This is a genomic window from Leuconostoc mesenteroides subsp. mesenteroides ATCC 8293, assembly GCF_000014445.1.
In the GTDB taxonomy this organism is placed as follows: domain Bacteria; phylum Bacillota; class Bacilli; order Lactobacillales; family Lactobacillaceae; genus Leuconostoc; species Leuconostoc mesenteroides.
The window spans coordinates 1,388,973-1,414,836 of record NC_008531.1; the positions used below are offsets into that span (position 1 = coordinate 1,388,973).

18 protein-coding genes are annotated in these 25,864 nt (G+C 36.6%); all 18 read right to left on the reverse strand.

The features are described from left to right. Positions 1–9: 9 nt before the first annotated feature. Complete coding sequence (gene glf, locus LEUM_RS06845; protein WP_011680092.1) at positions 10–1,200, reverse strand: UDP-galactopyranose mutase; 1,191 nt, start codon at positions 1,198–1,200, stop codon at positions 10–12. After that, positions 1,200–1,970, reverse strand: a complete 771-nt coding sequence (locus LEUM_RS06850) for a DUF4422 domain-containing protein (RefSeq protein ID WP_011680093.1) — start codon at positions 1,968–1,970, stop codon at positions 1,200–1,202. Before LEUM_RS06850 ends, glf begins: the two co-directional genes overlap by 1 nt. Then, entirely contained in the window at positions 1,967–3,343 is a 1,377-nt protein-coding gene (locus LEUM_RS06855) for an O-antigen ligase family protein (protein ID WP_011680094.1), read from the reverse strand. The genes LEUM_RS06850 and LEUM_RS06855 overlap by 4 nt, the downstream gene beginning before the upstream one ends. A gap of 9 nt (positions 3,344–3,352) precedes the next feature. Beyond that, positions 3,353–3,979, reverse strand: coding sequence for a YveK family protein (locus LEUM_RS06860; protein WP_011680095.1), 627 nt, complete (start codon positions 3,977–3,979; stop codon positions 3,353–3,355). A 17-nt stretch (positions 3,980–3,996) separates the two neighbouring features. Continuing rightward, complete coding sequence (locus LEUM_RS06865; protein ID WP_011680096.1) at positions 3,997–4,623, reverse strand: sugar transferase; 627 nt, start codon at positions 4,621–4,623, stop codon at positions 3,997–3,999. Between the two features lie 65 nt (positions 4,624–4,688). Continuing rightward, entirely contained in the window at positions 4,689–6,134 is a 1,446-nt protein-coding gene (locus LEUM_RS06870; RefSeq protein WP_011680097.1) for a flippase, read from the reverse strand. Between the two features lie 96 nt (positions 6,135–6,230). Continuing rightward, positions 6,231–7,742: a glycoside hydrolase family 32 protein gene (locus LEUM_RS06875; protein WP_011680098.1), complete on the reverse strand. Its 1,512-nt coding sequence runs from the start codon at positions 7,740–7,742 to the stop codon at positions 6,231–6,233. 108 nt (positions 7,743–7,850) lie between these two features. Continuing rightward, positions 7,851–10,880 (reverse strand): glycoside hydrolase family 68 protein, encoded by a 3,030-nt coding sequence (locus LEUM_RS06880; protein WP_011680099.1) that lies wholly within the window; start codon positions 10,878–10,880, stop codon positions 7,851–7,853. Between the two features lie 396 nt (positions 10,881–11,276). Next, entirely contained in the window at positions 11,277–14,354 is a 3,078-nt protein-coding gene (locus tag LEUM_RS06885) for a glycoside hydrolase family 68 protein (protein ID WP_011680100.1), read from the reverse strand. Between the two features lie 137 nt (positions 14,355–14,491). Next, positions 14,492–17,500: a glycoside hydrolase family 68 protein gene (locus tag LEUM_RS06890; protein ID WP_011680101.1), complete on the reverse strand. Its 3,009-nt coding sequence runs from the start codon at positions 17,498–17,500 to the stop codon at positions 14,492–14,494. A 155-nt stretch (positions 17,501–17,655) separates the two neighbouring features. Continuing rightward, positions 17,656–18,687 carry an acyltransferase gene (locus LEUM_RS06895; RefSeq protein ID WP_011680102.1) on the reverse strand — a complete coding sequence of 344 codons (1,032 nt, stop codon included), beginning with the start codon at positions 18,685–18,687 and terminating at the stop codon, positions 17,656–17,658. A gap of 60 nt (positions 18,688–18,747) precedes the next feature. Further along, the gene (locus LEUM_RS06900; protein WP_011680103.1) at positions 18,748–20,061 is read right to left on the reverse strand and encodes a GH25 family lysozyme; all 1,314 of its coding nucleotides are present in this window, start codon (positions 20,059–20,061) and stop codon (positions 18,748–18,750) included. 45 nt (positions 20,062–20,106) lie between these two features. Beyond that, positions 20,107–20,616, reverse strand: coding sequence for a hypothetical protein (locus tag LEUM_RS06905; protein WP_011680104.1), 510 nt, complete (start codon positions 20,614–20,616; stop codon positions 20,107–20,109). Between the two features lie 104 nt (positions 20,617–20,720). Beyond that, the gene (locus tag LEUM_RS06910; RefSeq protein WP_011680105.1) at positions 20,721–21,728 is read right to left on the reverse strand and encodes a hypothetical protein; all 1,008 of its coding nucleotides are present in this window, start codon (positions 21,726–21,728) and stop codon (positions 20,721–20,723) included. A 122-nt stretch (positions 21,729–21,850) separates the two neighbouring features. Further along, the gene (locus tag LEUM_RS06915; RefSeq protein WP_011680106.1) at positions 21,851–22,900 is read right to left on the reverse strand and encodes a WxLIP family cell surface protein; all 1,050 of its coding nucleotides are present in this window, start codon (positions 22,898–22,900) and stop codon (positions 21,851–21,853) included. A 28-nt stretch (positions 22,901–22,928) separates the two neighbouring features. Continuing rightward, positions 22,929–23,708: a WxL domain-containing protein gene (locus LEUM_RS06920; RefSeq protein ID WP_011680107.1), complete on the reverse strand. Its 780-nt coding sequence runs from the start codon at positions 23,706–23,708 to the stop codon at positions 22,929–22,931. Beyond that, positions 23,701–24,099: a hypothetical protein gene (locus tag LEUM_RS06925; protein ID WP_011680108.1), complete on the reverse strand. Its 399-nt coding sequence runs from the start codon at positions 24,097–24,099 to the stop codon at positions 23,701–23,703. The genes LEUM_RS06920 and LEUM_RS06925 overlap by 8 nt, the downstream gene beginning before the upstream one ends. 8 nt (positions 24,100–24,107) lie before the next feature. Continuing rightward, on the reverse strand, positions 24,108–25,640 hold the full coding sequence (locus tag LEUM_RS06930) for a hypothetical protein (protein ID WP_011680109.1): 1,533 nt from the start codon (positions 25,638–25,640) through the stop codon (positions 24,108–24,110). Positions 25,641–25,864: the final 224 nt, after the last annotated feature.

Below are 25,864 nucleotides of genomic sequence, written 5' to 3' on the forward strand. Positions count from 1 at the left end.
GGGCTTAAATTATTTTACTTGATCGTGAGCAAAATTAAATTCTTGATCAATGCCAAACTCTTGACGTACAGTATTGAATGCATCATTGAAGACCTGGTCCATATCAAAGTAACGATACTTTCCTAAGCGACCGCCAAAAATAATTTCTGGATGGCTCTTACGAGCTTCTGTGGCGTAGGATTTGTATATTTGTGTATTCTTGTCATTATTGACAGGATAATAGGCTTCTTTTGATCGATCCCATTCCTGTGGATATTCCTTTGTGATGATTGTTTTACCTTCATCAGCGAGGCCGTCCAAATGTTTCCACTCCATTACACGTGTGTATGGTGTTTCGGAATCTGTGTAATTAATCACGGCATTACCTTGATAGTTGTCTGAATCAATAACCTCATGCTCAAAACGCAGCGAACGATATTCTAATTCACCAAACTTATAATCAAAGAATTGATCAATCATGCCCGTGTACAAAACACGTGGAAACTCTGATAGCAACGTTTCCTTGTAATCAAAGAAATCTGTATCTGTCAAAACATCAACTAATCCATTGGATTCAGCGACCATATTTTCAAAAATTTGAGTATAACCGCCTACAGGAATACCTTGGTAACGATGATTGAAATAGTTATTATCATAAATAAATCTAACTGGCAACCGTTTAATAATAAAAGCTGGTAATTCAGTAGCCTTCCGACCCCATTGTTTTTCCGTATAACCTTTAATGAGTTTGTTATAGATATCTGTTCCAATCAATGAGATTGCTTGTTCTTCCAAGTTACGTGGTTGGCGATCCCCAAGATCTTTTAGTGCAATTTGCTTTTGTTCTTCAATCTTTGCATGTGCTTCATCAGGTGTTTTAGTACCCCACATCTGATAGAAAGTATTCATATTAAATGGCAAATTATAAAGCGTACCTTTATAGTTGGCAACCACTTGGTTTTGATAACCATTAAATTCCGCAAATTTACGAATATAGTCCCACACCTCTTTATTATCAGTGTGGAATATGTGGGCACCGAAGTCATGAACAGTAATACCATGTTCTGTGTGCGTATGCGTATTTCCACCAATATAGGGACGTTTTTCAACTACAAGTGAGCGCTTCCCGCGTTTAGCAGCTTCGTGTGCAAAAATCATGCCAAATGGCCCTGCCCCAACGATTAAATAGTCATAATTTTTTGTATTAAATTGATTTGTCATTAGAAATGTACCTTTTTATTTGTATTTGGGAAAAACTTTCTTTTAAGGAAATTATACCCTTTATCTAACCAGTTTGTGCGCTCTAATTCTATTACTGGGCACTCTGCTACAGTGAGCTTTTTCGTATTAACCCAAGTATCCATTAATCGTTCACTTAGAAAACCATATACCCGTTTTTCTTGACCCTCGAGCTTATCCACATCTACTTTTGCTTCTACTTTGCCAAGCACTTCAAAAATGAAATCTGTGTACTCATTGAAATACCTACGCGGCATGATAAACATGTTAAAAAGATGTGCCGATGTCGACTGTTCCATATTCTCAAAAGCAGGTAAATACTCTGGATAATCCGCAGCAATAATTTCCTTCATTATATTATAAGGTTCAGCCGTGTGTGCGTGTAAATAATGATCACGTTGATTTTCAATATAGTAATTTCGCTTTTGAGGCAAAATGATATCAGCCTTTTTCAATAATTCCTGAGTTTGTGACTCAGTTAGGATGGCCGATAAACTGTGACCTTTTTTTTTACCCAAATAACGGCGGTAATGAAGTAGCCCCACGACCGGTGTGTCTGTGTTGTGCCGAATCCAATAAATTGCAGTTAACTCATTAAAGTTAGGATTTTTAGTTGAAATATTTTGTCCAACAGCATCAGATTGATAACCATCCGGTACACTATCATGTTGGGCCGCACCCACAAATATTGGTTGATAGTCGCTATCTTCTGGCATGATATACGGTTTATGTGTTGCAATGTATAAAGTCACAATGCTAACTCCTTTTCTTGATTAATTAGCATTTGCCGATAAAAGAAAAACATCAACAAATATGGCCATAAGAAAATTTGAATAACAAACAACGACGATACAGCGACTAAAATAATCATAATCATAAAGCTAATCTGAGTGCCTAAATGCCATTGCCAATTTTCTGGTTGACGTATTTTAAGCTCGTGTTGTACTACCAACGAACGTATGATTAAACGAGCTAGCATCCACAGTGCTGGTATCATGATAACCAAACCATACGTCGCAAACCAACCAATTCCATCACTGAGCACAGGATAACCAATGTGCCTGTACACTTGCTGAAACTCTGGATTATAGGTCGTAGACTTTGGCACATAATCCATAATGAAATACCCTGTGAAACCATAACCAACACCAAAGAGTGGGTGTGATAGGAATGTAAGCACTAAGGCAATGGTGCCACCTAGTCGATTAGAAGTCCCTTGTTTGTTGAATAAGAAATTATAAAAAATATCATGTATTGGCTGCACGAAGAAATATCCTAATGCAATACCAACAATAGCCATTATACCAAAAATAATTAAAATAATTTTATCATCACGTTTACTCCATAAAAACCAGAGTACGGCAGCTACCACTAATGTGATCAGTCCCGTTGTTGTTCGGGCAAGTACCAAAAACATTAAAATCGAACCAATAAAGGCCCAGTTAAACCATTTTTCTAGGGCAACGTGCTTTTTAAAATGCCAAAAATTTTGTTTTGTTATCGCGATACCTAAAATGATTGGCAAATAAACGACACCTAATAGGTTAGCTAAAAAAGCAGCTTCAGGTTCAAAACCATTCAATCGATAATTGTTAACTGCGTAGCTACCGGCTGCATAGAAATCGCGTCCCATCCAATGTCGTTCGAACAGACGTGCAATGGCATTAACGTACGGACGTATAGAAAAGTTATTTAGTGTCACCAACAACTGTGGAACCAAAACGATTCCCATGTATATCAGTAAACTAATCAGTCCACTTTTAATAAATAATCGTTCCTCTTTATGATTAGTAACCGTGAGGACGATTAATGCCCAAGACATATAGACAGTGACAATCCACCCCGCCAAAAAGATCATTGAACGAATAATACCAGTTGTTTGAATTGAGTCACCAGAATGCTGATAACTTAAAAACATCGCGATAAATTGCATAACCAAAAAAAATCCCGCTAGCAAAAAAGATTGCGCGCTAGGAATGATTTTTGCAATACGAGATGGAAAGCGATATATCTGCAACAATATTAAAAGTGCAAATACTGGAAAAGCAATCATCATTGTTGTTTCAGCAAAACTATATGAATATGTTTTTGAGAAAAATGTGATTGGTAGTAAAAAAGCTGCCACAGCGGTGCCTCACTTTGTTGTCTTAGTCATCATTCGCTTATAGTTTTGAAAAATACCAGTAAGCAATATGATAAATGCGCCTAAGGTAATACCAAAGGCAAACCCAAATACGGCTAATTTCTTAGGGCTATAAACTGTGCCGGAGAGTACATCAGCCTTTTTCGCTGACGATAACAATAATGGCTTGGCCATGTCAGGATATAACTTGCTTCCTTCGATTGAAAATGCTTTAGCATATGCGTTAGCGATTGCAACCGACTTTTTGGCAGTTGCAGCGGAAGCACTAAAACGCATCATCAGCGTTTGGTCTGGTTGTGAAACTGTAATTGCGCTTACAATTTCTTTTTTTGTAACAGACACTGTGGATAGCTTTTTAGCCTGATTAACAACTGATGGATCGCTAGCAATCTTTTTATAAGTGTTAATTAGCATTTGATCTGCTTGCACACGAGAATTTGGATCCTTAACCCCCGTGTTGCTTTTTGCAACAATAACATATCGTTCAGCCGTATATGCCGTCAGCACAGAGTGTTTTGCATATGTGTAAAGAGATGCTCCCATAACAATCCCCAGAATAAGAATCCACCAACTATTTTTCAACAGTCGTTTAACTAAATCTATTAACGAAAAACTCATTTTTTCTCTCCTAAAAATTAAAATGCACCATCGCGCTTAAATATTGCAATTACTGTTTTAAACAAAATATAAAAATCAAATCGCAAATTAGCACGATCAACATAATCTAATTCCATCTGTGCTCGTTCTGGATACTCAATATTACTGCGACCACTGGCCTGCCACAAACCAAATACACCAGGTTTTACTGATAAAAACTTATCAATATCTTCCCCATATTCGACTAACTCATCTTCTACAACTGGTCTTGGCCCGATAATACTCATCGTTCCATTCAAAGTATTCCAAAACTGTGGCAACTCATCTAGAGATGTTTTACGCAAGAATGCTCCAAATTTAGTGATTCGAGGGTCCTCCGCTGTAGGTAGCTTATAACCACTAGCTACAAACTTAGCATATAAATCAGCATCTTGTTTTAATATTTTGTCAGCATTGTCAACCATGGATTGGAATTTATATATTTTAAAACGCTTTCCATATTGACCAACTCGCTCTTGTGCATAAATAATTTTACTTGTTTTCTTATCTTTAATAATAATTAAGGCAATAATAGCAAACACTGGTGACAATAGAAACATCGCCGCCAAAGATACGCTAATATCTAAACCCCGTTTTGCGGTTAAATAACCTAGTTTGCGTTTCAATTTTCCACCTCATTCGTGCACATATGTGCATGATATAACTTTACCATTATACCAGAAAAAAAGCGTCATTTTGCTATTTTATTTAGTAAGGGTATTTTTTTAAGAATTGGTGCTCGTAAAATAATGAGAATTAGGACATACATAAAGACACCTAATACCAGCTCTATTGATGTACTTTTGATGTTGATTTCTAGATATTGACTAATCATCGTAACCGAAACATACATCCCTAATCCCGCAATGATATAACGCCACATTTCAGAAAAATGATGCCAGATATTCATGTCTTTACGCGTAACGTATAGCTGATAACCAATCACCAAGAACTCTGATATCGTTGTAGCCACCGCAGCACCATTCACTCCTGCCACATAAATTAACCAGAAATTAAGTAGCACATTGGCTAATGCACCAATAGTGACAGATAGTGTAAATTCATTCAGACGTTTGGTTGGCACCAAATACTGCGTGCCAATAACCGTACTCCAGCCAATGAAAATAATAATTGGGGATAGAAGAACAATGACTTGACCAACTACTTTAAACTGCTCACCCAGAAACCAAATCATGGCTGTAGGGGCAATAGCAGCCATTCCAAAGGCCATTGGAACTGATAGTGCGGAGACAAAATCCATCGATTGTGTAATATTCTGCTTCATTTTGTCAAATTGCCCTTTGGCAAACTGGGCAGACATCCGAGGTAGCATTACAGTTCCAACAGATGTAACCAGTGCCAGCGAGACTTTTATAATTCGATCAGCATTATCATAGAATCCAGCCGAATCTGTTGAATTAGTAAAGAACGGCAACATTGTTTTATTCAACTGTAAATAGACTTGAGTCGCAATGGTTGGTAAAAACATCATAAATATTGGTTTCACATGTTCTTTTAAATCAAGTTGATGCCAGTTTGGTAATGATATCTTTTTAAATAAATAAAACCACATTGACAAGTTACCGAAAACCTGTGACAGTCCGAGTAACAAAATATAATTGCCGATATCGTTTGGTGTTTTCACTAAAACAAATATCAACACTGTCATTGCAATTTTAACGAGGGCATTTCGTAGAACAGTTTTCTTGAAATCCTCCATGCCCATAAAGTACCAAGAAATGTCAAGAATACCGGAAATAATGACCCAAGTTTGAAGGATTAGATAAATTTGATTATCTTCAATATTGCTATTCAATTGCACACCATACTTCAAAAATAAAAAGTATAGCGCTAAGGAAAAGATTCCAGCAATCGTGTGAATAATTTGGATTTCCCAAAATTTTTGCTGTCTTGCTTGCTTATTGTCTTTTACATAGGCAATTTCGCGACTACCATATGTAACAATTCCAAGACTTGCAATCAATAAGAAGTAGGTTACAAACGAATTAGTCCAGCTTGCAACACCGACACCATTTCGACCAAGAACTCGCGCTAAATATGGCATTGTTATTAATGGTGCAATAATGTTCAGCAGCTGATATGCCGCAGTGTATAAATAGTTTTTTGCAACTTGCATGTTGTTAAGTTGTCCTTAATTTAGTCATATGACCAATAAACGGTTAGCCTAATAATAGCCCCTTCATAGAATTATATCAAATTATGAGATTTATGTTTACTTCATTTCCTGAACGACTAGGCTTGAACTTTTATTATCTAAATTATCGAATACAATGTTATCACCACTATCATTACTGTACTTAGCAAACGTAGCTACTTGTCCAGTCTTTGGCCAGAATACTTCAATACTGTATTGATCAACGTAAAAATCAACCTTTTCTGACCAATCTCCCCACAAATTGATGTTATAGTCCTTATTATAAGCATCATTTGTAACATAATTGCTTTGGCGATGTACCGTCATTTTTTTGTCAAAATTATTAAAATGAAAGGAAACATTGCTATCTCCATTGCCAGCTCTAATAGTCAATTTTTGGTTACCGTTCACAACGGTACTAATTTTGTAAGCAGCTTTATTGGTTTTGATGTGACTTTTACTGTGCGTCCTCACCAGAGCTGTTTTCTTTTTTGTGTCAAATAGACCATTAGTAATAATTTTTGATGTTTTTAATTTATTATCTGAACTTAAAAACATTTTTCTAAACGCCGAATAATTGCCTTTATACTTTATATCATCACTAACGCGATTAATATAATCCCAGTTACCCATCCATCCAAAGCCAAGCAATTGTTCATTATTTTCTTGATAATTGTGTGCAGCATAATAATCAGTACCAAAATCAACACGTTTTGGATCAGTTTCAGCTTCAAACTGGCCGTTTTTCAATTGACCAACAACGTAGTATGAGCCGGTACTTTTTTGAAAATCATCAGCAAAACCATTAGCACCAAAAAACAAAATCCATTGCTTTTGATTATTATTTTTTTGATAAATTTGATGTATTTCAGGAACTTCTAAAGTACCTAAATCCCGTGGTGAATAAAAGCTATCTGTGTATTGCCAGGTTGTGCCGTTTTTGGAAATATAAAATCCAATTTTCATATGATTGTTATCATCCGCCTCAGCTACTGTCATGACAAATTGCTTGGCATCAGAATCATATATTACATGAGGGTCTCGAAAATCTTTTCCTTCTTTATATGGTTTTGCTACTGGCTTGCCATTATGAGCAACATGCCAATTTTCACCTTGATTAGTCGAATACCACATATAGGTCCATTGATTACCATTAATGTATTTCGTAGCATAAGCCAGTAATGAGTTTTTACCATGTCCAGATAAATTATCTGCGTCTTTGACAATAGAACCTGTGGCAACTGATTCTTGTTGGGAAACTGGTTTGATATCGGCGCTATCGGCTACTTTAAATGTTGTTAAATCCGAAGATACCGAACGAGCCCAACGAGTTCTTTGTTGATTTGCTTCCAATCCCTTACCAGTGTCCACCAAATAGAACAGTTCATATTTTTGACCATTTTTTAAAATAGTTTGCGTATCATTTGATAACCCATTTTTAGATAAGCCGTTTAAATGCCATTTTTGAGGTAATTGTTGTTGTGTCATATTTTTGCTGTTGTTTTTCAAACATATTAACCAACCAATCGAAAACAATACTATTCCCGCCATTATGATTGATAATACTTTTCTCACTCTATGTCGTTGCATGATGTTTCCTCTCTGTTAATAATATAGTAAAATTATGAAAAATAGCAATCCTGCTTTAAAATCAGGATTGCTATTTATTTTATTATTTTCTATAGATGTTATTATTTCTTAACGTAAGTAATATGTGCCATCATTACCAAAGTTATATTGCTGACCATCTATCTTTTGAATACCTTGTAATGCTCGACCATTGGCATCTGTATAATACTTCTTGCCCCATGCTTCGCGCCATCCTGCATTTTGACGAACACCATTCACGAACCAGTAATATGTGCCCATGTAATAACGGAATCCTGTATATGGCTTACCATTCTCAAACCAGTTATAACCACCATTGGCCTTTGAATAGCTTGGCGAGTACAAATAGCCACTCGCTGCACTCTTCAAATTATACGTACCATTTGTACCAAAGTCATAGGCTTGGCCATCAATGATTTGGATACCTTGCAATGCACGACCACTAGCGTCCGTATAATACTTCATGCCCCATGCTTCACGCCAACCAGCATTTTGACGAACACCGTTCACAAACCAGTAATAAGTACCTTCGTAGTAACGGAAGCCTGTATATGGCTTACCATTCTCAAACCAGTTATAACCACCATTCGCTGTTGACAATGATGGTGAGTACAAGTAGCCACTCGCTGTCCCCTTCAAGTTGAAAGTTCCATTCGTACCAAAGTCATATGCTTGTCCATCAATAATTTGAACGCCTTGTACTGCACGACCATCAGTACCAACGTAGTACTTCATGCCCCAGGCTGTTTCCCACTTACTCTCTTGACGTTGTCCTGACTCGAAGAAGTAATAAGTATTTTGATAGTAACGGAAGCCAGTATACTTTGACCCATTTTCAAACCAGTACCACTGATTGTTATCCGTCACATCTTGTAAGTAACCTGATGCAAAACCACGCTTAGCGTATGTTTTGTCATTACCAAAGTCATAAGCAACACCATTAACTGCAAACTGACCTTGCTTCACACGACCGTCGTTACCAAAGTAATATTCTAATCCCCAAGTTGCTTTGCGGATGTCATTTTCTACTCGCTTGTACGTTACTGGGTCAAAGTAGTAATAGGTATTGTCATAAGCTTGCACACCACTTTGGCGAACACCATCTTTAAACAAATAATTCGCGTCATTCGTATAATCATATTGGTAACCATTAGCTACTTGATCATTGACATAAAACTTATTATCAATCCAACCAATCTTTTTACCAGTTATGTTTGATGTCTCTTTTGTGCCAACTAGTTCCGCAACGCTGCCTTTACCATTATAAGTCCATGTTCCTTGTGCTAAAACAGTATCTAGTACTTTTGTTGTTTGACCATCGGCACCTACTTGAACTAAGAATGATGGTGCTACCGTAGAATTAAGTCCAACGCCAGCTTTTTCAGCACGGTTACTCATGTATGATGTAATTAACAACAAATCATTATGTCCTTCAACAGGAACTGCATAATATGAATAAGTATCTGTTCTAGATTCAGCTAATTGTGTTCCTGTTATCACACTGCCACTACCATTCAATGGTGTATAAGGACCCATCAAACTATCAGAAACATAGCCCATCATACCAACGTTAATGTCCGGATCAACTGTTGGCACAACACTCTTACTCAAACGTGTATCTGTAAAGAGATAGTACTTTCCATTCAAAGGCACAATGTTAGCACGTTCGATTTCATCAGTAATACCGTTGGCTGCCAGAAGTGGTGAATAAATTTGTCCAATAGTTGGATTATTTTGCTGTCCTGTAAGCTTCACCAATCCAATAGCGCCATTGGCCTTCTTTGAGAATTTCAACTTATCCGCATTTGCCAATGTTGTTTCTCTTGCTGTTTGGTTGAATTCATCAGTTCCACCATAGTAATCCATGTTATCGACAGCATCATCACTTTGATAATTCTCAGTACCTGTGTTGGATTCAAAAGTTAGATAACGTTCTCCATCAACCTCAATCACGTGCGGATCACGTAAGGTAAAGTTATCTCCCGTATCATAGTATCCTGCATCGATCCATTGTTGCAGAGTTTGGTAATGCTCCTCATCCCCTGTGAAGAGTTCATGATCATTACTAACTTTTGCTACACGAACTTCAGTATCCGTATATGCCATTGACAAGTTAGCAGTTGACAAACGTTGTACTGTGCGTGGTTGGTCAGTTTTTGTATAGAATAATTGAATACTGTCATCATCATTGACCGTTGCAGATCCAGACCACTGCTGCTTATCCCACAGTGCATTGAAGCCAAAGACTGGCCCAGCATTCTTCCAATTATTGATTGCTGTATCACCATTCTTAGTGTAAAGCATGTAAATATGTTGATCGTTATCCTCTTTTGGAGAACCTGCTAAAGCAAAAACAATGTTGTAACCATGATAATTTGCAGTGACACCAGTTTTTGCGTCTTGTAGTGCCCAAGAATCCCATACATCCAAATCTTGTACTTCACCACTTTGCGCATCTGCCGTTGCCATTGCTGGCAAATTCTTAATTGCATCAGCATTGAAATATGGTACAGACGTATCTGAATTCAAATTAGCAATGTTATCCGCAACATCTTTTAAGTTAGCATATGTCATGTTGGTAGTTGAGGTACCATCATCATTTTTAGTAACTAATGTTGTTTTAGAGTTTAAATCTTTTGACACACTGTCGTCTAGTGTCACAACTGAGGTGGTCGCTTTTTTATCATCAGTAGTAGCGTCGGTTTCTGCATTTTTGTCCGCTACTTTTTTCGAACTATCATCTGCTGATACTGCTGCCACATTCGCTTTGTCGTCAGTTGTTGCACTCTTAGTATCATCAACTGACGTAGTTTCTTTATCATCAGTTGTTTCTTTGTTAGCATCTACTGTCTTAGTAGTACTATCTATAGCCTTTTCTTGATTGGCTTTAGTTGTCGTTGCATCAGGAGTCGTTGAATTGACTGTCGTTTCTTTATTAACATCTGATGGAGCTGTTGTGTCAGTATTCACATCAGTTGTTTTGCTCAGTGTTTCTGTGTCAGTTGTTGTAGTATTACCAACCGTGTCTGCACTAACAGAACTCACTCCCATAGAAATAGCTGCTACTGTTGCTGCTCCAGCTACCCATATCTTCCCCGCCTTGTATAACTTCTTTCTCATCGATAAGAACTCCCAATTTAGAATTATTGCATCTCGTGCAACTACGTTAAGTATAATCGTTCATCATTTCAAAAATATTACAAAAAGTTGTTAAACGTATAACATAGTTCATTGTTGAACAAAAATGAATTAAATAAACATTAAAATAATAATATTAATATAAGTCTTTAAATATCAATATCGATTCTATTATCAACATTTATGTTTTAATTGTATATAAATTTTTTTAAATATTAATATATGAAATCATTCATGTGTTTTATTGAACTATATGAATTACTAAAATGAATCTACTATAGTTAAGTAAAGGTGCAGAGTGTAGCCATAGATTACAGTACTTTCTAAATTAGAATGATCATGCCTCAAAACAAAATAAAAAAGGCTTTCGCCTCTTCTTTAACGTAAGTAATATGTGCCATCATTTCCAAAGTTATATTGCTGACCATCTATCTTTTGAATACCTTGTAATGCTCGACCATTGGCATCTGTATAATACTTCTTGCCCCATGCTTCGCGCCATCCTGCGTTTTGACGAACACCATTCACGAACCAGTAATATGTGCCCATGTAATAACGGAATCCTGTATATGGCTTACCATTCTCAAACCAGTTATAACCACCATTGGCCTTTGAATAGCTTGGCGAGTACAAATAGCCACTCGCTGCGCTCTTCAAATTATACGTACCATTTGTACCAAAGTCATAGGCTTGGCCATCAATGATTTGGATACCTTGCAATGCACGACCACTAGCATCCGTATAATACTTCATGCCCCAAGCTTCACGCCAACCAGCATTTTGACGAACACCGTTCACGAACCAGTAATAAGTACCTTCGTAGTAACGGAAGCCTGTATATGGCTTACCATTCTCAAACCAATTATAACCACCATTCGCTGTTGACAATGATGGTGAGTACAAGTAGCCACTCGCTGTCCCCTTCAAGTTGAAGGTTCCATTCGTACCAAAGTCATATGCTTGTCCATCAATAATTTGAACGCCTTGTACTGCACGACCATCAGTACCAACGTAGTACTTCATCCCCCAGGCTGTTTCCCACTTACTCTCTTGACGTTGTCCTGTTTCAAAGAAATAATATGTGCCCATATAATAACGGAACCCAGTGTACTTTTTACCACTTTCAAACCAGTACCACTGATTGTTATCCGTTACATCTTGTAAGTAACCTGATGCAAAACCTCGCTCATAATAGGTTTTATCGTTACCAAAGTTATAAGCAACACCATTCACAGCAAATTGGCCTTGCTTCACACGGCCGTCATTACCGAAGTAATATTTCTTCCCAGTATTATCTTGATGAATCTCATTATCAACTCTTTTATATGTTACTGGATCGAAATAATAATATGAATTTGCATAGGTTTGCACACCACTTAAGCGAACACCATTTTTAAACAAATAATAACTAGTATTTGTATAATCATAAACATAACCGTTAGCTAGTTCATTATTAACGTAAAACTTGTTTTCAACCCAGCCAATCTTCATATTTGTTAATTCTGAAGTAGCTTTTGTACCAACTAATTCCTCAACGCTATCACTCTCACCATCATAAGTCCAAGTTCCTTGTGCCAGGATAATATCTAATACCTTCGTACTCATACCATCGGCACTTATTTGAATCAAGAATGAGGGTGCAAAAGTTGAGTTCATTCCTGTACCAGATTTTTCATTACGGTTACTCATGTATGAAGTGACCAGTAATAAATCACTATGTCCCTCAACTGGAACTGCATAATAAGAATACGTATCAGTTCTAGAAGTAAATAGTTGCGTCCCGGTAATCACACTGCCGCTACCATTTAATGGTGTATATGGCCCAAATAAACTATCTGAAACGTAACCCATCATACCAACATTAATATTAAAATCAGCTGTCGGCACAACACTCTTACTCAAACGTGTATCTGTAAATAGATAGTACTTGCCGTTTAATGGCACAATATTAGCGCGTTCGATTTCATCAGTAATGCCGTTGGCTGCTAGAAGTGGTGAATACACTTCAACCACACTCGGATTATTTTGATCATTGGAAAGCTTAATTAATCCAATAGCTCCATTAGCCTTAGTTGATAAAGCTAATTTATCAGGATTCTGTAACGTATCAGTTTTAGCTTGTTGATTAAACGATTCTGTTCCACCATAATAAGTATCGTTATTGACGGCATCATCTGATTGATAATTATTTGTCCCAGTGTTAGCTTCAAACGCTAAATAACGTTCCCCATTTACTTCAATAACATGAGGATCCCGCAAAGTGAAGTTATCTCCACTTTGATAGTCACCACCAGCTTCCCATTGTTGTAGTGTTTGATATATTTGGCCATCTCCCTCAAAGAGAACATGATCATTGTTAACTTTAGAAACGCTAACTTCGGATTCATCATATACCATTGATAGGTTTGCTGTTGCCAACCTTTGCACAGTCATTGGTTGGTCTACTTTCGTGTAATATAGTTGAATACTATCATCATCATTGACCGTTGCAGATCCGGACCACTGTTGTTGACTAGTTGTAGCATTGAATCCAAACACTGGCCCAGCATTTTTCCAATCATTTAAAGCCGTATCACCATATTTTGTATAAAGCATATAAATATGCTGATCCCCGTCTTCTTTTGGATTACCAGCTAAAGCAAATACAATATTATACCCATGATAATTGGCGACGACACCAGTAGTGGCATCTTGTAGTGCCCAAGAGTCCCAAACATCTAGGTCTTGAATTTCACCTGTCTGAGCATTAGCTGTTGTCATTGCTGGCAAATTTTTAATAGCATCAGCATTAAAGTATGGTACTGATGTATTAGAATTTAAACTTGAAATATTATCAGCTACATCTTTTAAATTAGCGTATGTAATATTAGTGGTATAAGTTCCATCATCATTTTTAGTGACTACTGTTGTTTTTGAATTTAAATCTTTTGAAACATCAGAATCTAATGGTTCAACAGTAGTAGAAGATGCCGTCTCACTACTTGCCGTTGTGGTATCTGCCTTTGTAGTTGTGTCACTACTTACTGTTGTGGTATCTGCCTTTGTAGTTGTATCACTACTTGCCGTTGTGGTATCTGCCTTTGTGGCTGTGTCACTACTTGCCGTTGCGGTATCTGTCTTTGTGGCTGTGTCACTACTTGCCGTTGCGGTATCTGCCGTTGTGGCTGTGTCACTACTTGCCGTTGCGGTATCTGCCGTTGTAGTTGTGTCACTACTTGCCGTTGCGGTATCTGCCGTTGTAGTAGTGTCACTACTTGCCGTTGTGGTATCTGATTTTGTAGTTGTATCACTACTTACCGTTGTGGTATCTGATTTTGTAGTTGTGTCACTACTTACTGTGGTGGTATCTGAAGTGGTCGTATCAGCACTGACTAATGTGGGAATAGCAGCTATAGTTACTATGGCTGCCGCCGCTGCTACCCATATTTTCCCTGACTTATATAACTTTATTCTCATGAGATTCTCCAATGTAGGTTCTTAACTTAAATACTATTAATAAGTATAAACGGTTATCATTTCAATTATATTACATTCCCTTGTTGCCCATATATCATATTAATTGTTTTCAAATAAAAAAGGCTTTCGCCTCTTCTTTAACGTAAGTAATATGTGCCATCATTACCAAAGTTATATTGCTGACCATCTATCTTTTGAATACCTTGTAATGCTCGACCATTGGCATCTGTATAATACTTCTTGCCCCATGCTTCGCGCCATCCTGCATTTTGACGAACACCATTCACGAACCAGTAATATGTGCCCATGTAATAACGGAATCCTGTATATGGCTTACCATTCTCAAACCAGTTATAACCACCATTGGCCTTTGAATAGCTTGGCGAGTACAAATAGCCACTCGCTGCACTCTTCAAATTATACGTACCATTTGTACCAAAGTCATAGGCTTGGCCATCAATGATTTGGATACCTTGCAATGCACGACCACTAGCATCCGTATAATACTTCATGCCCCAAGCTTCACGCCAACCAGCATTTTGACGAACACCGTTCACGAACCAGTAATAAGTACCTTCGTAGTAACGGAAGCCTGTATATGGCTTACCATTCTCAAACCAGTTATAACCACCATTCGCTGTTGACAATGATGGTGAGTACAAGTAGCCACTCGCTGTCCCCTTCAAGTTGAAAGTTCCATTCGTACCAAAGTCATATGCTTGTCCATCAATAATTTGAACGCCTTGTACTGCACGACCATCAGTACCAACGTAGTACTTCATGCCCCAGGCTGTTTCCCACTTACTCTCTTGACGTTGTCCTGACTCGAAGAAGTAATAAGTATTTTGATAGTAACGGAAGCCAGTATACTTTGACCCATTTTCAAACCAGTACCACTGATTGTTATCCGTCACATCTTGTAAGTAACCTGATGCAAAACCACGCTTAGCGTATGTTTTGTCATTACCAAAGTCATAAGCAACACCATTAACTGCAAACTGACCTTGCTTCACACGACCGTCGTTACCAAAGTAATATTCTAATCCCCAAGTTGCTTTGCGGATGTCATTTTCTACTCGCTTGTACGTTACTGGGTCAAAGTAGTAATAGGTATTGTCATAAGCTTGCACACCACTTTGGCGAACACCATCTTTAAACAAATAATTCGCGTCATTCGTATAATCATATTGGTAACCATTAGCTACTTGATCATTGACATAAAACTTATTATCAATCCAACCAATCTTTTTACCAGTTATGTTTGATGTCTCTTTTGTGCCAACTAGTTCCGCAACACTGCCCTTACCATCATAAGTTAACGCACCTTGTGATAAAACAGTCTCCAATACTTTAGTGCTCATACCATCAGCGCTTAACTGAACTAAAAACGATGGAGCGAAAGTAGAACGATAGGTATCAGCTCCACGATTAGTCATATAGGAGGTAATTAGTAATAAATCACTCCGATCTGCCACAGGAAGAGCATAGTAAGAATAACTATTGGTTCTTGATCCATAAGACTGAGTACCAGTTAAAACATTTCCATTACCATTAAGCGGTAAATATGGTCCTGTTAAGCTATTAGAAACATAACCCATCATAGCAACTGTATCGTAATTTTCTAATTTAACAAGACTACGATCCAGCCTAGCGGTGGTGAAAAGATAATATTTACCGTTCAAAGGAACTATATTAGCTCGCTCAATCTCATCTGTAACACCGTTGCTGGCTAATAGTGGTGAATATACTTCTTCCACAGTAGGATTATTTTGGTCATCTGATAACTTAAGCAATCCAATTGCACCGTTTGCTTTTGCCGATACATCAAGTTTATGAGCATCGCTCTTTATATCAGCTATAGCTTGCTGGTTAAAATCATCTGTTCCGCCATAATAATTTATATTATCAACCGCAGTTGTACTTTGATAGTTTTCTGTTCCTGTACTTCCTTCAAATGTTAAATAGCGTTGTCCATCAACTTCTATAACATGCGGGTCTCTTAAAGCGAACTTGTCTCCTGTATTATAATAACCGTTTGCCCAGTACTGTTCAAAAGTTTTGTAGTGATAACCGTCACCAAAGAAAATATCATGGGCATTATTTACACTTTTTACCACTAATTGATCATCAGCATATTTCATAGTTAAATTAGCCGTAGCTAGGTGCTGGTGAGTATCGGGTTGGTCAACCTGTGTATAAAATAATTGAATACTGTCGTCATTGTTTACCGTAGCAGACCCAGACCATTGTTGACTACCCCATGTGGCCCCCATCCCCATTACTGGACCAGAAGTTTGCCAAGAGTTTAATGCATTGGTCTCGATTTTTTTGTAGAACAAGTATATATGTATATCATCCGCATTTGGACGGCCAGCTAAAGCAAATACAACATTATATCCATGATAGTTTTCCACTTCAGCTGATTGAGCGTCTTGTAAGGCCCATGAGTCCCAAACATCTAGTTCTGTTACATCACCAGTCTCAGCATTTGCCGTAGTAGCAGCGGGAATGTTTTTAACAGCATCGGCATTAAAATATGGAACAGATGCTTCGGTGTTTAAGTTATCAGCAACATCTTGAAAGTTTGCGTAAGTAATTTGTGTTGTTGAAGTACCATCAGTATTTGTTCTGATAACGATTTTTTTAGAATTCAACGCAGAAGAAATACTATCATCAATGTTCGTCGTTTGATATTCTTGTTGATTACTGTTGACTTCTTTCGCTTCTGCAGATTCAGTCTTTATATCAGTGGTTTTAACATCTGTGGTAATTGTATCATCTACCTTGGCATCAGCACTGTTTTCCGTTTTCTCTGTCGTATTTGCAGTCTTATCCGCTGTAGAATTTTCAGTAGTCGTTGTTTTGTTATCAGTGGAAGTAGTATCTGCTGTACTATTTTTTGTATCAACAGTTTCTGCTACTTCTTGCTTGTTAACAGTATTGCTTGCATCATCTGGTTCGGTCTGAATCTCTGTAGTGTCAGAGGTTGTCGTTGATATACTTTCTTGATCTGTGGTTTTTGAAGTAGTAGCATTCGCTGCAGTTACTGTATCAGCTTGAACTGTAGCAGACCCAGTAGCAATTGAAAGAGTCACTGCTGCTGCTGCAACCCATAGTTTCCCTGATTTATATAGTTTTTTTCTCATATAAACTCTCCATTTTTATTAAACTCTCCACTTTATATTACTTATAATATAGCTTCGTTAAGTATAAACGTTTATCATTTCAATAGTATTACATTTGTTTGTTAAACCTATATCATAAATAAAAAAGACGCTATGCACGCCTTTTAATATTTAATCTATACAATTTTATTTAGCAATGGAATTTTATGAATAATTAGTACGAGAGCAGTTGATGCTAACCATACAATGATCGGCAAAATGAACATGTGTTTCAGCGAACTGTCGGCAATATGTAACTTTCTCTCAGCAAAATAAATGAAGAATTCATGAATCACATACACACCAAGCGATGTACTGGCTACTTTTTGCAAAGCAAGTTGCACTTTAGGACTCGGTTGATATGTCGCCAAATGACTTTTAACAAATTCAAATACGCCGATGGAGAGTATAAATCCAAATAATCCCCAAATATCATAGACTTCGCGTGCAAATTTGCCCCTTTTGATGGAGAGGTAAATTGTCAACGCAATCATGATGGCTACTGATACTAAGGCAGCCACATATAGCATATTTTTTTGCCATTTGTGTAAAACAGTATTTTTTAAGTACCAACCAACCACGAAAAAGCCAACGCCACCAGCAGCACCTATTTGTATGCCATGTAGAAAAAAATTATCTGTTTGTAAACGAACTTCATAGTAATAACTTAAGATATTGACAAAGATCATATTCACTGCTAATAAATATAAGGCTAGTGTTTTATCTGATTTATTGGTAATTTTTGTTAGTAGTGGTGCACTAATGTAGAAGCCAATGACGAAATAAAAGAACCAAAATATCGGCTGAATACTATTGTGCATGACCGCATCAATAAATTGTCCAATATGATAATCAGTTGGTTGATGAAATATAAATGGATTTAAGATATACCACACAAATGACCAAAAAATAAATGGCACAAAAACCTTGGTCATTCTTTTTTTGAAAAAAGTTACTGTATCATATCGTTCGCGATAATCTAGCAAATGGGCACCAGACATCATAAAAAAGATTGGCACTGCCCAAATAAAGGTAACTTGAAGTATTACCGCTATAATCCAGTGCGAATCACCAGTTTGATTTGAAAAAGCATATTCTGAGGTATGAAGGAAAACAACTGCTATCGTAGCAAGTATTGTCAGAATATCCATGTAATAATAACGCTTCATATTTTTACTCTCAATATTTTTTTAATTTTTCGCAATAAAAAAGGCTTTTGCCCTCATGAATTAGCGCATGTAGTATGTGCCATTATCACCAAAGTAATAGTCTTTACCATCAATTTTTTGATGTCCCTGAACAGCACGACCCGTGCTATCTGTCCAGTATGTGTAACCCCATGCATGTCGCCAACCCTCATTTTGACGAACGCCGTTCACAAACCAATAGTAAGTACCCGTATAATAGCGGAAGCCAGTGTATGGTTTCCCGTTTTCAAACCAGTTATAGCCACCATTGGCAGTTGAGTAAGATGGTGAGTACAAGTATCCACTAGCCATCCCCTTCAAATTATACGTGCCATTTGTACCAAAGTCATAAGCTTGCCCATCAATAATTTGAATGCCCTGTAAGGCACGACCAGTATTATCAGTGTAATACTTCATACCCCATGCTTCACGCCAACCGGCATTCTGACGTACACCATTGATAAACCAATAATAAGTGCCCATGTAATAGCGGAAACCAGTGTATGGTTTGCCATTTTCAAACCAGTTATAACCACCATTGGCAGTTGATTGTGATGGTGAGTAAATATATCCGCTGGCCGGCTTTCCATTTTGATAGAAAATGCCATTATTGTAGCCATTGGCGTTAATCGAAATTAAGTTTTGATAATCAATCGAAACATCAAATGTTCCTTTTACACCAGGAAAACTAGTATTACTGTTCCATTGCCACATACCATATGATTGATTCCATAAAGAACTAGCGCTTGGCTGGTATGGATATTGTGCCATCCATACCCGATTATTACCTATATATGAAAAATTCAAGTTCGTTTCATTAACATAAGAAACATATGTATAAGTAGAAGTATTTGTATATCCAGCAGCTTTAACTTGCGCGTTAAAGGCTGTTGCATTGGCAGTTACACTGCTATTTTTTGTGTATGATTCTTCCAAATCATCAACCATCAACGTATCTTTTGGTAGTTCTAATGAGGCTGCGTAATTAGTAAAATACTTTGCTTCAGCTTGCGCGTCAGCTTTTGAAGCGTACCATGAATAATGATATGCGCCAACTTGTAGGCCAGCTTCTTTAGCATTAGTAATCTGCGATTTAGCGTATGGATTTTTATATGAATCGGCTTCTGAAAGTTTAACAATTACGGCTTTAACACCATAATTTTGCATCTTCTTATAATCAGCTACAGAAATAGTTCCATTGTTAGAGGAAACATCCACAACATCCATTCTAGGTAAGCCAGAAGTACCTGCTGTGATAGCAGGTACACCATCAGCTGCATGAGCCTGACCAACAGCTACTAATGAAGCAGCAATGCTCACCGCTGCGATGCTCGACCAAAAAGTTATTTTATTCATTTACACACTCCCACATATGTACACTGACCGACGTCAGCAATTTTTTTAATTATGAAAATTAGCCTTTGCGTAATCAACAACTGACATGTTTTGTTGAGAAGCTTCAGTGATAATTTTCTTGATATCGCTTGGTGCCCATTGATCTGCTGGTAATCCCGCCGCAATAAGTTGCTTACGTGTTTCAGCAATCATCTCTGATGTTACTTCAACGCCTTGAACGGTTTTGTTTGGATCATAGGTTGGGCTATCCGTTGTATTAGAACTTACAGAACTAGAAGATGATGAACTATCTGAAGATGACGACTCTGAACTTGACGAGTTTTCTGATGAACTAGATGATGTCGTTTGCTCAGAGGAAGAACTAACAGATGAAGAACTTGATGAAGATGATTTTTCAACTGAACTACTTTTCGAAGTCTTCGATGAACTTTTCGATACTTTAACTGTTGTTGACGATTTTGATGTTTTCGAAGAATCATTATTTTGATGCCCTAAGGCTATTATCCCCACAATAACAACAATGACAGCGGCAATGATACCAAATATTTTTTTCATTAACACTTCTCTCCCATAAGTAAAAAAACAATTAGCAATGTTCTAACCTTAAGTACTCATTTTGACATAATGCCTGCTAATTTACAATAGGTTGACGGCAGCTGTTACCCAATTGTCAAAAAGCTGTAGTCATTATCAATATTTTTTTTGGTATTTGAACTGGTAACACCAATTAGAAATAACCTGGTGGGTCGTATTTCGAAATAGTTAACCAAAGAATTGATATTTTTAATAGATAGATTCTGCGCTTCATCAATAAAAATGTAATCAAAGTTTTGTAACTTCTTCGACTTTATTTTCTTCATGAACTGGCGAATTGGAATGATTTTCCAGTCATAATTTCGTCTCAAGCTAAATTGAGTGGCATTTAATTTCCCAACATGAACAATTAAGACAGTATTATTTTTGCTCAATTTTTTGACAGTATCGTACAGCATCAGTGCTTTTCCATTCCCAGATGGTACATTAACAGCATAGAAACCTGACTCACTGATTGTTAAAATATTGTTCTGAAGTACTTGTTGCTGTTGACTCAGAAGATAGTCCCCCTCTAAAAAAGCATGTGTTTCTCGAAACGGCGAAACTAAATATAAATTGACCTTAAACAAGCTATCTAAATTGCCCATATCTATACTATCGAAAGTTGCCAGTATCCGATAAAATTCTGATGCTAAAAATAAATGCGTTGATGATATATCTGTTGCCTCTAGTTCATCTTGTTCAGTTAATGTGTAGATAATGTCTGAATCTGAGTTATAAGTAAATAGTTTAATTTCTTTAGCAACTTGTGACAAATAGTATTTATTGTTGATTAACTGTTTTCTGACCTTCTCTTCATCATAATCAGCTTGGCTTTTGAGCTCAATATTAACTACACGATGCCTTTGATCAAAGGCTAATAAATCGAACTCCTTACTAATTTTTGGCATGCTGTAACCAATATAAAAAAAATTTAAGGGTACCTGCTCATCAATAAAATGACGCACTAATCGCTCAATCCCTTGGAGTTCTCTTTCACGAATTGATAGCACACCTAAGTGATTTAGATAGTGTTTGATGCTTTCAGACTCTATATTTGAAGCAATTTTTCTTAAATTAGCTGGTTTCAACATTGCACTCACTATTTCCTTAAATGTGACCGGATTACATCGTGTCCTTTTTATTATAGTACCAATAAAATATTCTAATTAAAAGTTGAAAAAAAGCAGAAACGAATGACGTTTCTGCTTTTTGGTTACTGATTAGAATTTTTCTTACGCTGTAAAATAATCACGACAATCAAAATAATGATTATGATTAACAATGCAGCACCTATCACAATGTACAGCCAATTACTATTATTAGTATTTGCTTTTACATCAACATCTGATTTGTTTAAATCTCGTGCTTGTTTTGATTTAATCGTGAAATCTTTAGTGAATGTCCATTTTTTGACTTGTTTATTAGCTGTAGCTGTAACTTTCATTTTCAGCGTATAGTCACCAGCCTTCATTGACGTACCATTTAATGAAATAGGATAAGTCAAATGACTATTTGACGCAATTTGCATATCACTTTTAATCGATGTGTATACTGGTTTCTTACCATTTTTAGAATAAATCTTGGCATCAACTGATACTTTAGACATCAAGACCGATTGATCATTTTGAAGTTCAGCGTTAATGACATTGCGATAATTTATTTGTCCAGGATTGACTTGAAGTAAATTAAGATTAGGATCAACCACTTTATCGGTTTCCTTTAATAAGATAGCCACCGCATATGAGTATTCATTTTGAACCGTTGTGCCGTTTTTCGCTTTATCTTGATTTACTTCGCTTGATTTTTGTTGAAATGTCAAACCACCGAGTAATATACCATCAAATGATTCTTTAGGCATAGTAATATGGAAAGCAACATTTTTAGACGAGCTGGCGGGGATTACAACACTTGACGGACCCTTGACAATATTTGAAATGTCATATTTCAAAGAGCTGTCATTTTTTATACTGGATTTACCATATTCGACAACCCCATTGGAATTTGTTTTGGCAGTATTGACGCCAACTTCAACAGTGATATCTTTTTTTGTATCATTTTTCAACGTAACCATAATATCTTGCTGTTGATCTGAATTCATTTTCAGATTGAAATATGTCTTTGACTTATCAATTTGATTATCAGGAATAGCGGTGTTTACCGAAAAATTCATTTCAGCAGCAATTGCTGTGTTATTAAATACAAAAAAAGAAAACATTGCTATGAACACTGCAAATGAAAATCCGTAAATTTTTTTAACTATCATATTAATGTCCTCTCGAAAAAGTTAACCATTATTCTACAGCTGTATCAGATAATGTCCATGTTAGAGTTGTTTTATAAGTATCTTCCTTGATTTTTGAAGACGCAGGAACTGTTAATGAAACACTTTTATCAGCAGTATTTTGGTTTCCCATAGAATATATCCAAGTACCAATTCCTTCTCCATCATCAGCGCTCATAACTGTTGTATTTTCCCTACCTATTGTAATGCTATTAGTGTCAACAGTATTAATGACCTTGTCTGAACCATTACCATTCACTGCTTTTCCATTACTAATACTGATAGTAGCTCCAGTTAACTTTGAACTCGAATCAGTAACAGCAGTAAAGTCACCATCTTGCTTCACTTGAAGTTTCCATCCTGTATGCTTATCTCCCGAACGGTTATCAGTTACCTGTGCAAAATTTGGTCCCGTTGTCATCGTTCCCTTATTAGAATATGATTGGGCGCTTGCATAATATGTTTGCTTAGCTGATGAAATAATGATGTTCGTTCCAAAGTTAAACGATGACGCAAAATCAATGGTTAGTAATCCTGAGGTACCTGCTTGTGGTTTGTCTTTTGTCACATTGTCAATTGGTGTAACAGAATTTTGACCACCATCAGCATTCACCGGGTTTAAAGGATTTAATACTGGCTTAGTAGTTTCATCTTTTATAAAAGATACTTGTGCATTTGATTGAAGACTAACTTTTGATGTATCATCTGCATGTACCACAGCGAGTGGTGCTGTTGTTGCTAATCCTAAACTTGCTAATCCTGCTAGTCCTAAAATTTTCTTGTTAATCATAATTCTTCCCTTTTTCTGTTCTCTTATTCTCTGAAATAATTATCATCGTAACGATGATAACACTGCATAATATGTATGATAACGACTGTCTATGTGTTACACCTACACTTGGTAGTCGTGTGGTGACCGGTGTCACCTCCTTTCGTGTTGAGACATAACCAAACTGACGGTCATATTTACCATGAGCCATTGGTGCATTCACTAATGTACCTTTAGCTGTGGACATTTGATTGGTTGGCTGTTGCTCAACAGGTATATAGTCAGGCATTTGAAAACTTATTTGCGCGTGAGATTCAATTGCAGATCCCAACACATTAGCCGAACAAACAGTCATAGAACTAGCAATTACGTAGCTGGATAAGACACACAACAGAATCTTTTTTTGTTTCATGTAGACTCTCATGGACTATCAACCAATGTCCATCTCAGTGTTGCGGTATAATTACCTATTTCTGTTATTGTGTCTAAATTAGATACTTGCATATCGTAGAAACTATATTGTTTCTTTTCTTTGTTATAGCTCCAATCAGACAATAAATTACCAGTCCCATCATCTTGCCAGGGCCAATAATTAATACGTGCCGATGTTGTTGTAAAGTCTTGTAAAGACGTTGTTAAGCTGCCCGAGCTGTAATCACTCTTCACTAACTGCCAACTAACATCATTAGCGAATGATCCATTTTCTGATGTGAACTGTTTAGCCAATTCAACGTTAATTTTTATTTCTTTACTTTTTTCACCACTGACTTGACAGTTACCTTTCCAATTACCAATCAAACTTGTTTCACTATTTATCTTGTGAGAACCAAAATCTACATCTGGAGCAGAGATTAACTTTGGTGACACATCATTGTTTCTATCAATTGGCAGTTCCAAATCTGGAAAAGTACTACTTGTTGGAAAAGTGTTATTTCCTACGTATTTATGTGCAACAATGTTACCATTAAACGTACCAATACCAGACAGTGTGACAATGCCTTCAGGCGATAATATGGCATTACTTGTTTCTTTATTATTGCTCTGCCAATCAACCTTACCTGTATAATTAGTTTCAGAATCTATATTATAAAAATTAAACATGATATTTTTGCTTTTCGAAACCGAATCAAAAGCCATGCTACCTGTTGAAAAATTGTTCACACCGGAAGTATCGATTGTAATAACGACCTTCTCCACATCAGATATTCCCTTAATTGACAAAGAATAGCCAGGAAAATCACTTGCTTTAACAGTTAAATACTTGACATTATCTTCCGATGGAATATGACTCGCATCAATTGTTATCGTACCACCCCACTTGTTTTCAACAGTGGCATTATTGTTTTTGGAGTGGTTGGCGATTATTTTTGATACAGATGATAGCCTCGCGAGTTCTGTATCTATATCCAAATACTCATCATTATCAGCATCTTGCCGTAACACTTTTGGTGTTTGGTTTAATTTTAAGCCGTTGATTGTTGATCGTCCATCGGTTGCTGTTGGCTGTAAATATTTAAAAGACGAGCCTAAAATTAAAGTATCGTTATTAAATGTTGCCTGATCATTATTAGACTGTATGCTTCTTTGAAGATAGGAAATCCCCTTATGACCAGCTGAACTGCCACCTTTTCTAATCATGTCTTGTGTAGCAAAATTACCTTCTATTGGTCGATCATCAAGGTCCATTGTTTTTGAAAAAATATTGAATTGACCAGATAATCCCAATACAGTATTCGTTAATTCTGAAAAATCATCTTGCCAGTGACCTGCTGCTGGCAAAGTGACTCTAGTATTGTCTTCTGCAAGTCTTTGAAATTGATATGTACTTGATGGTTTCTTGTATTGATATGTGGTTGATACTGACGTTCGTTGAGGTGAAAAATTAATATACCATGCACTCACAATCGCTACAGTTAACATTCCCAATAGAGGTAATAGTGCTTTTTTTAACATGAATTCCTCCTTTCTAATACACTCAAACGCTTATCATTGTACCAGTTACAATGTGAAATCAAAACAACAGAAATATGTTTTTTTATAATCGTTTATTAATTCACAATAATATTTATACTTTAGTTAATTACTATCTTAACGATTTTTGTTTAGAATATTTTGTATCAATAGCTTTAATACAAGTAAGTACTTGCATATTAAATTAGAACGAATGACAATTTCAA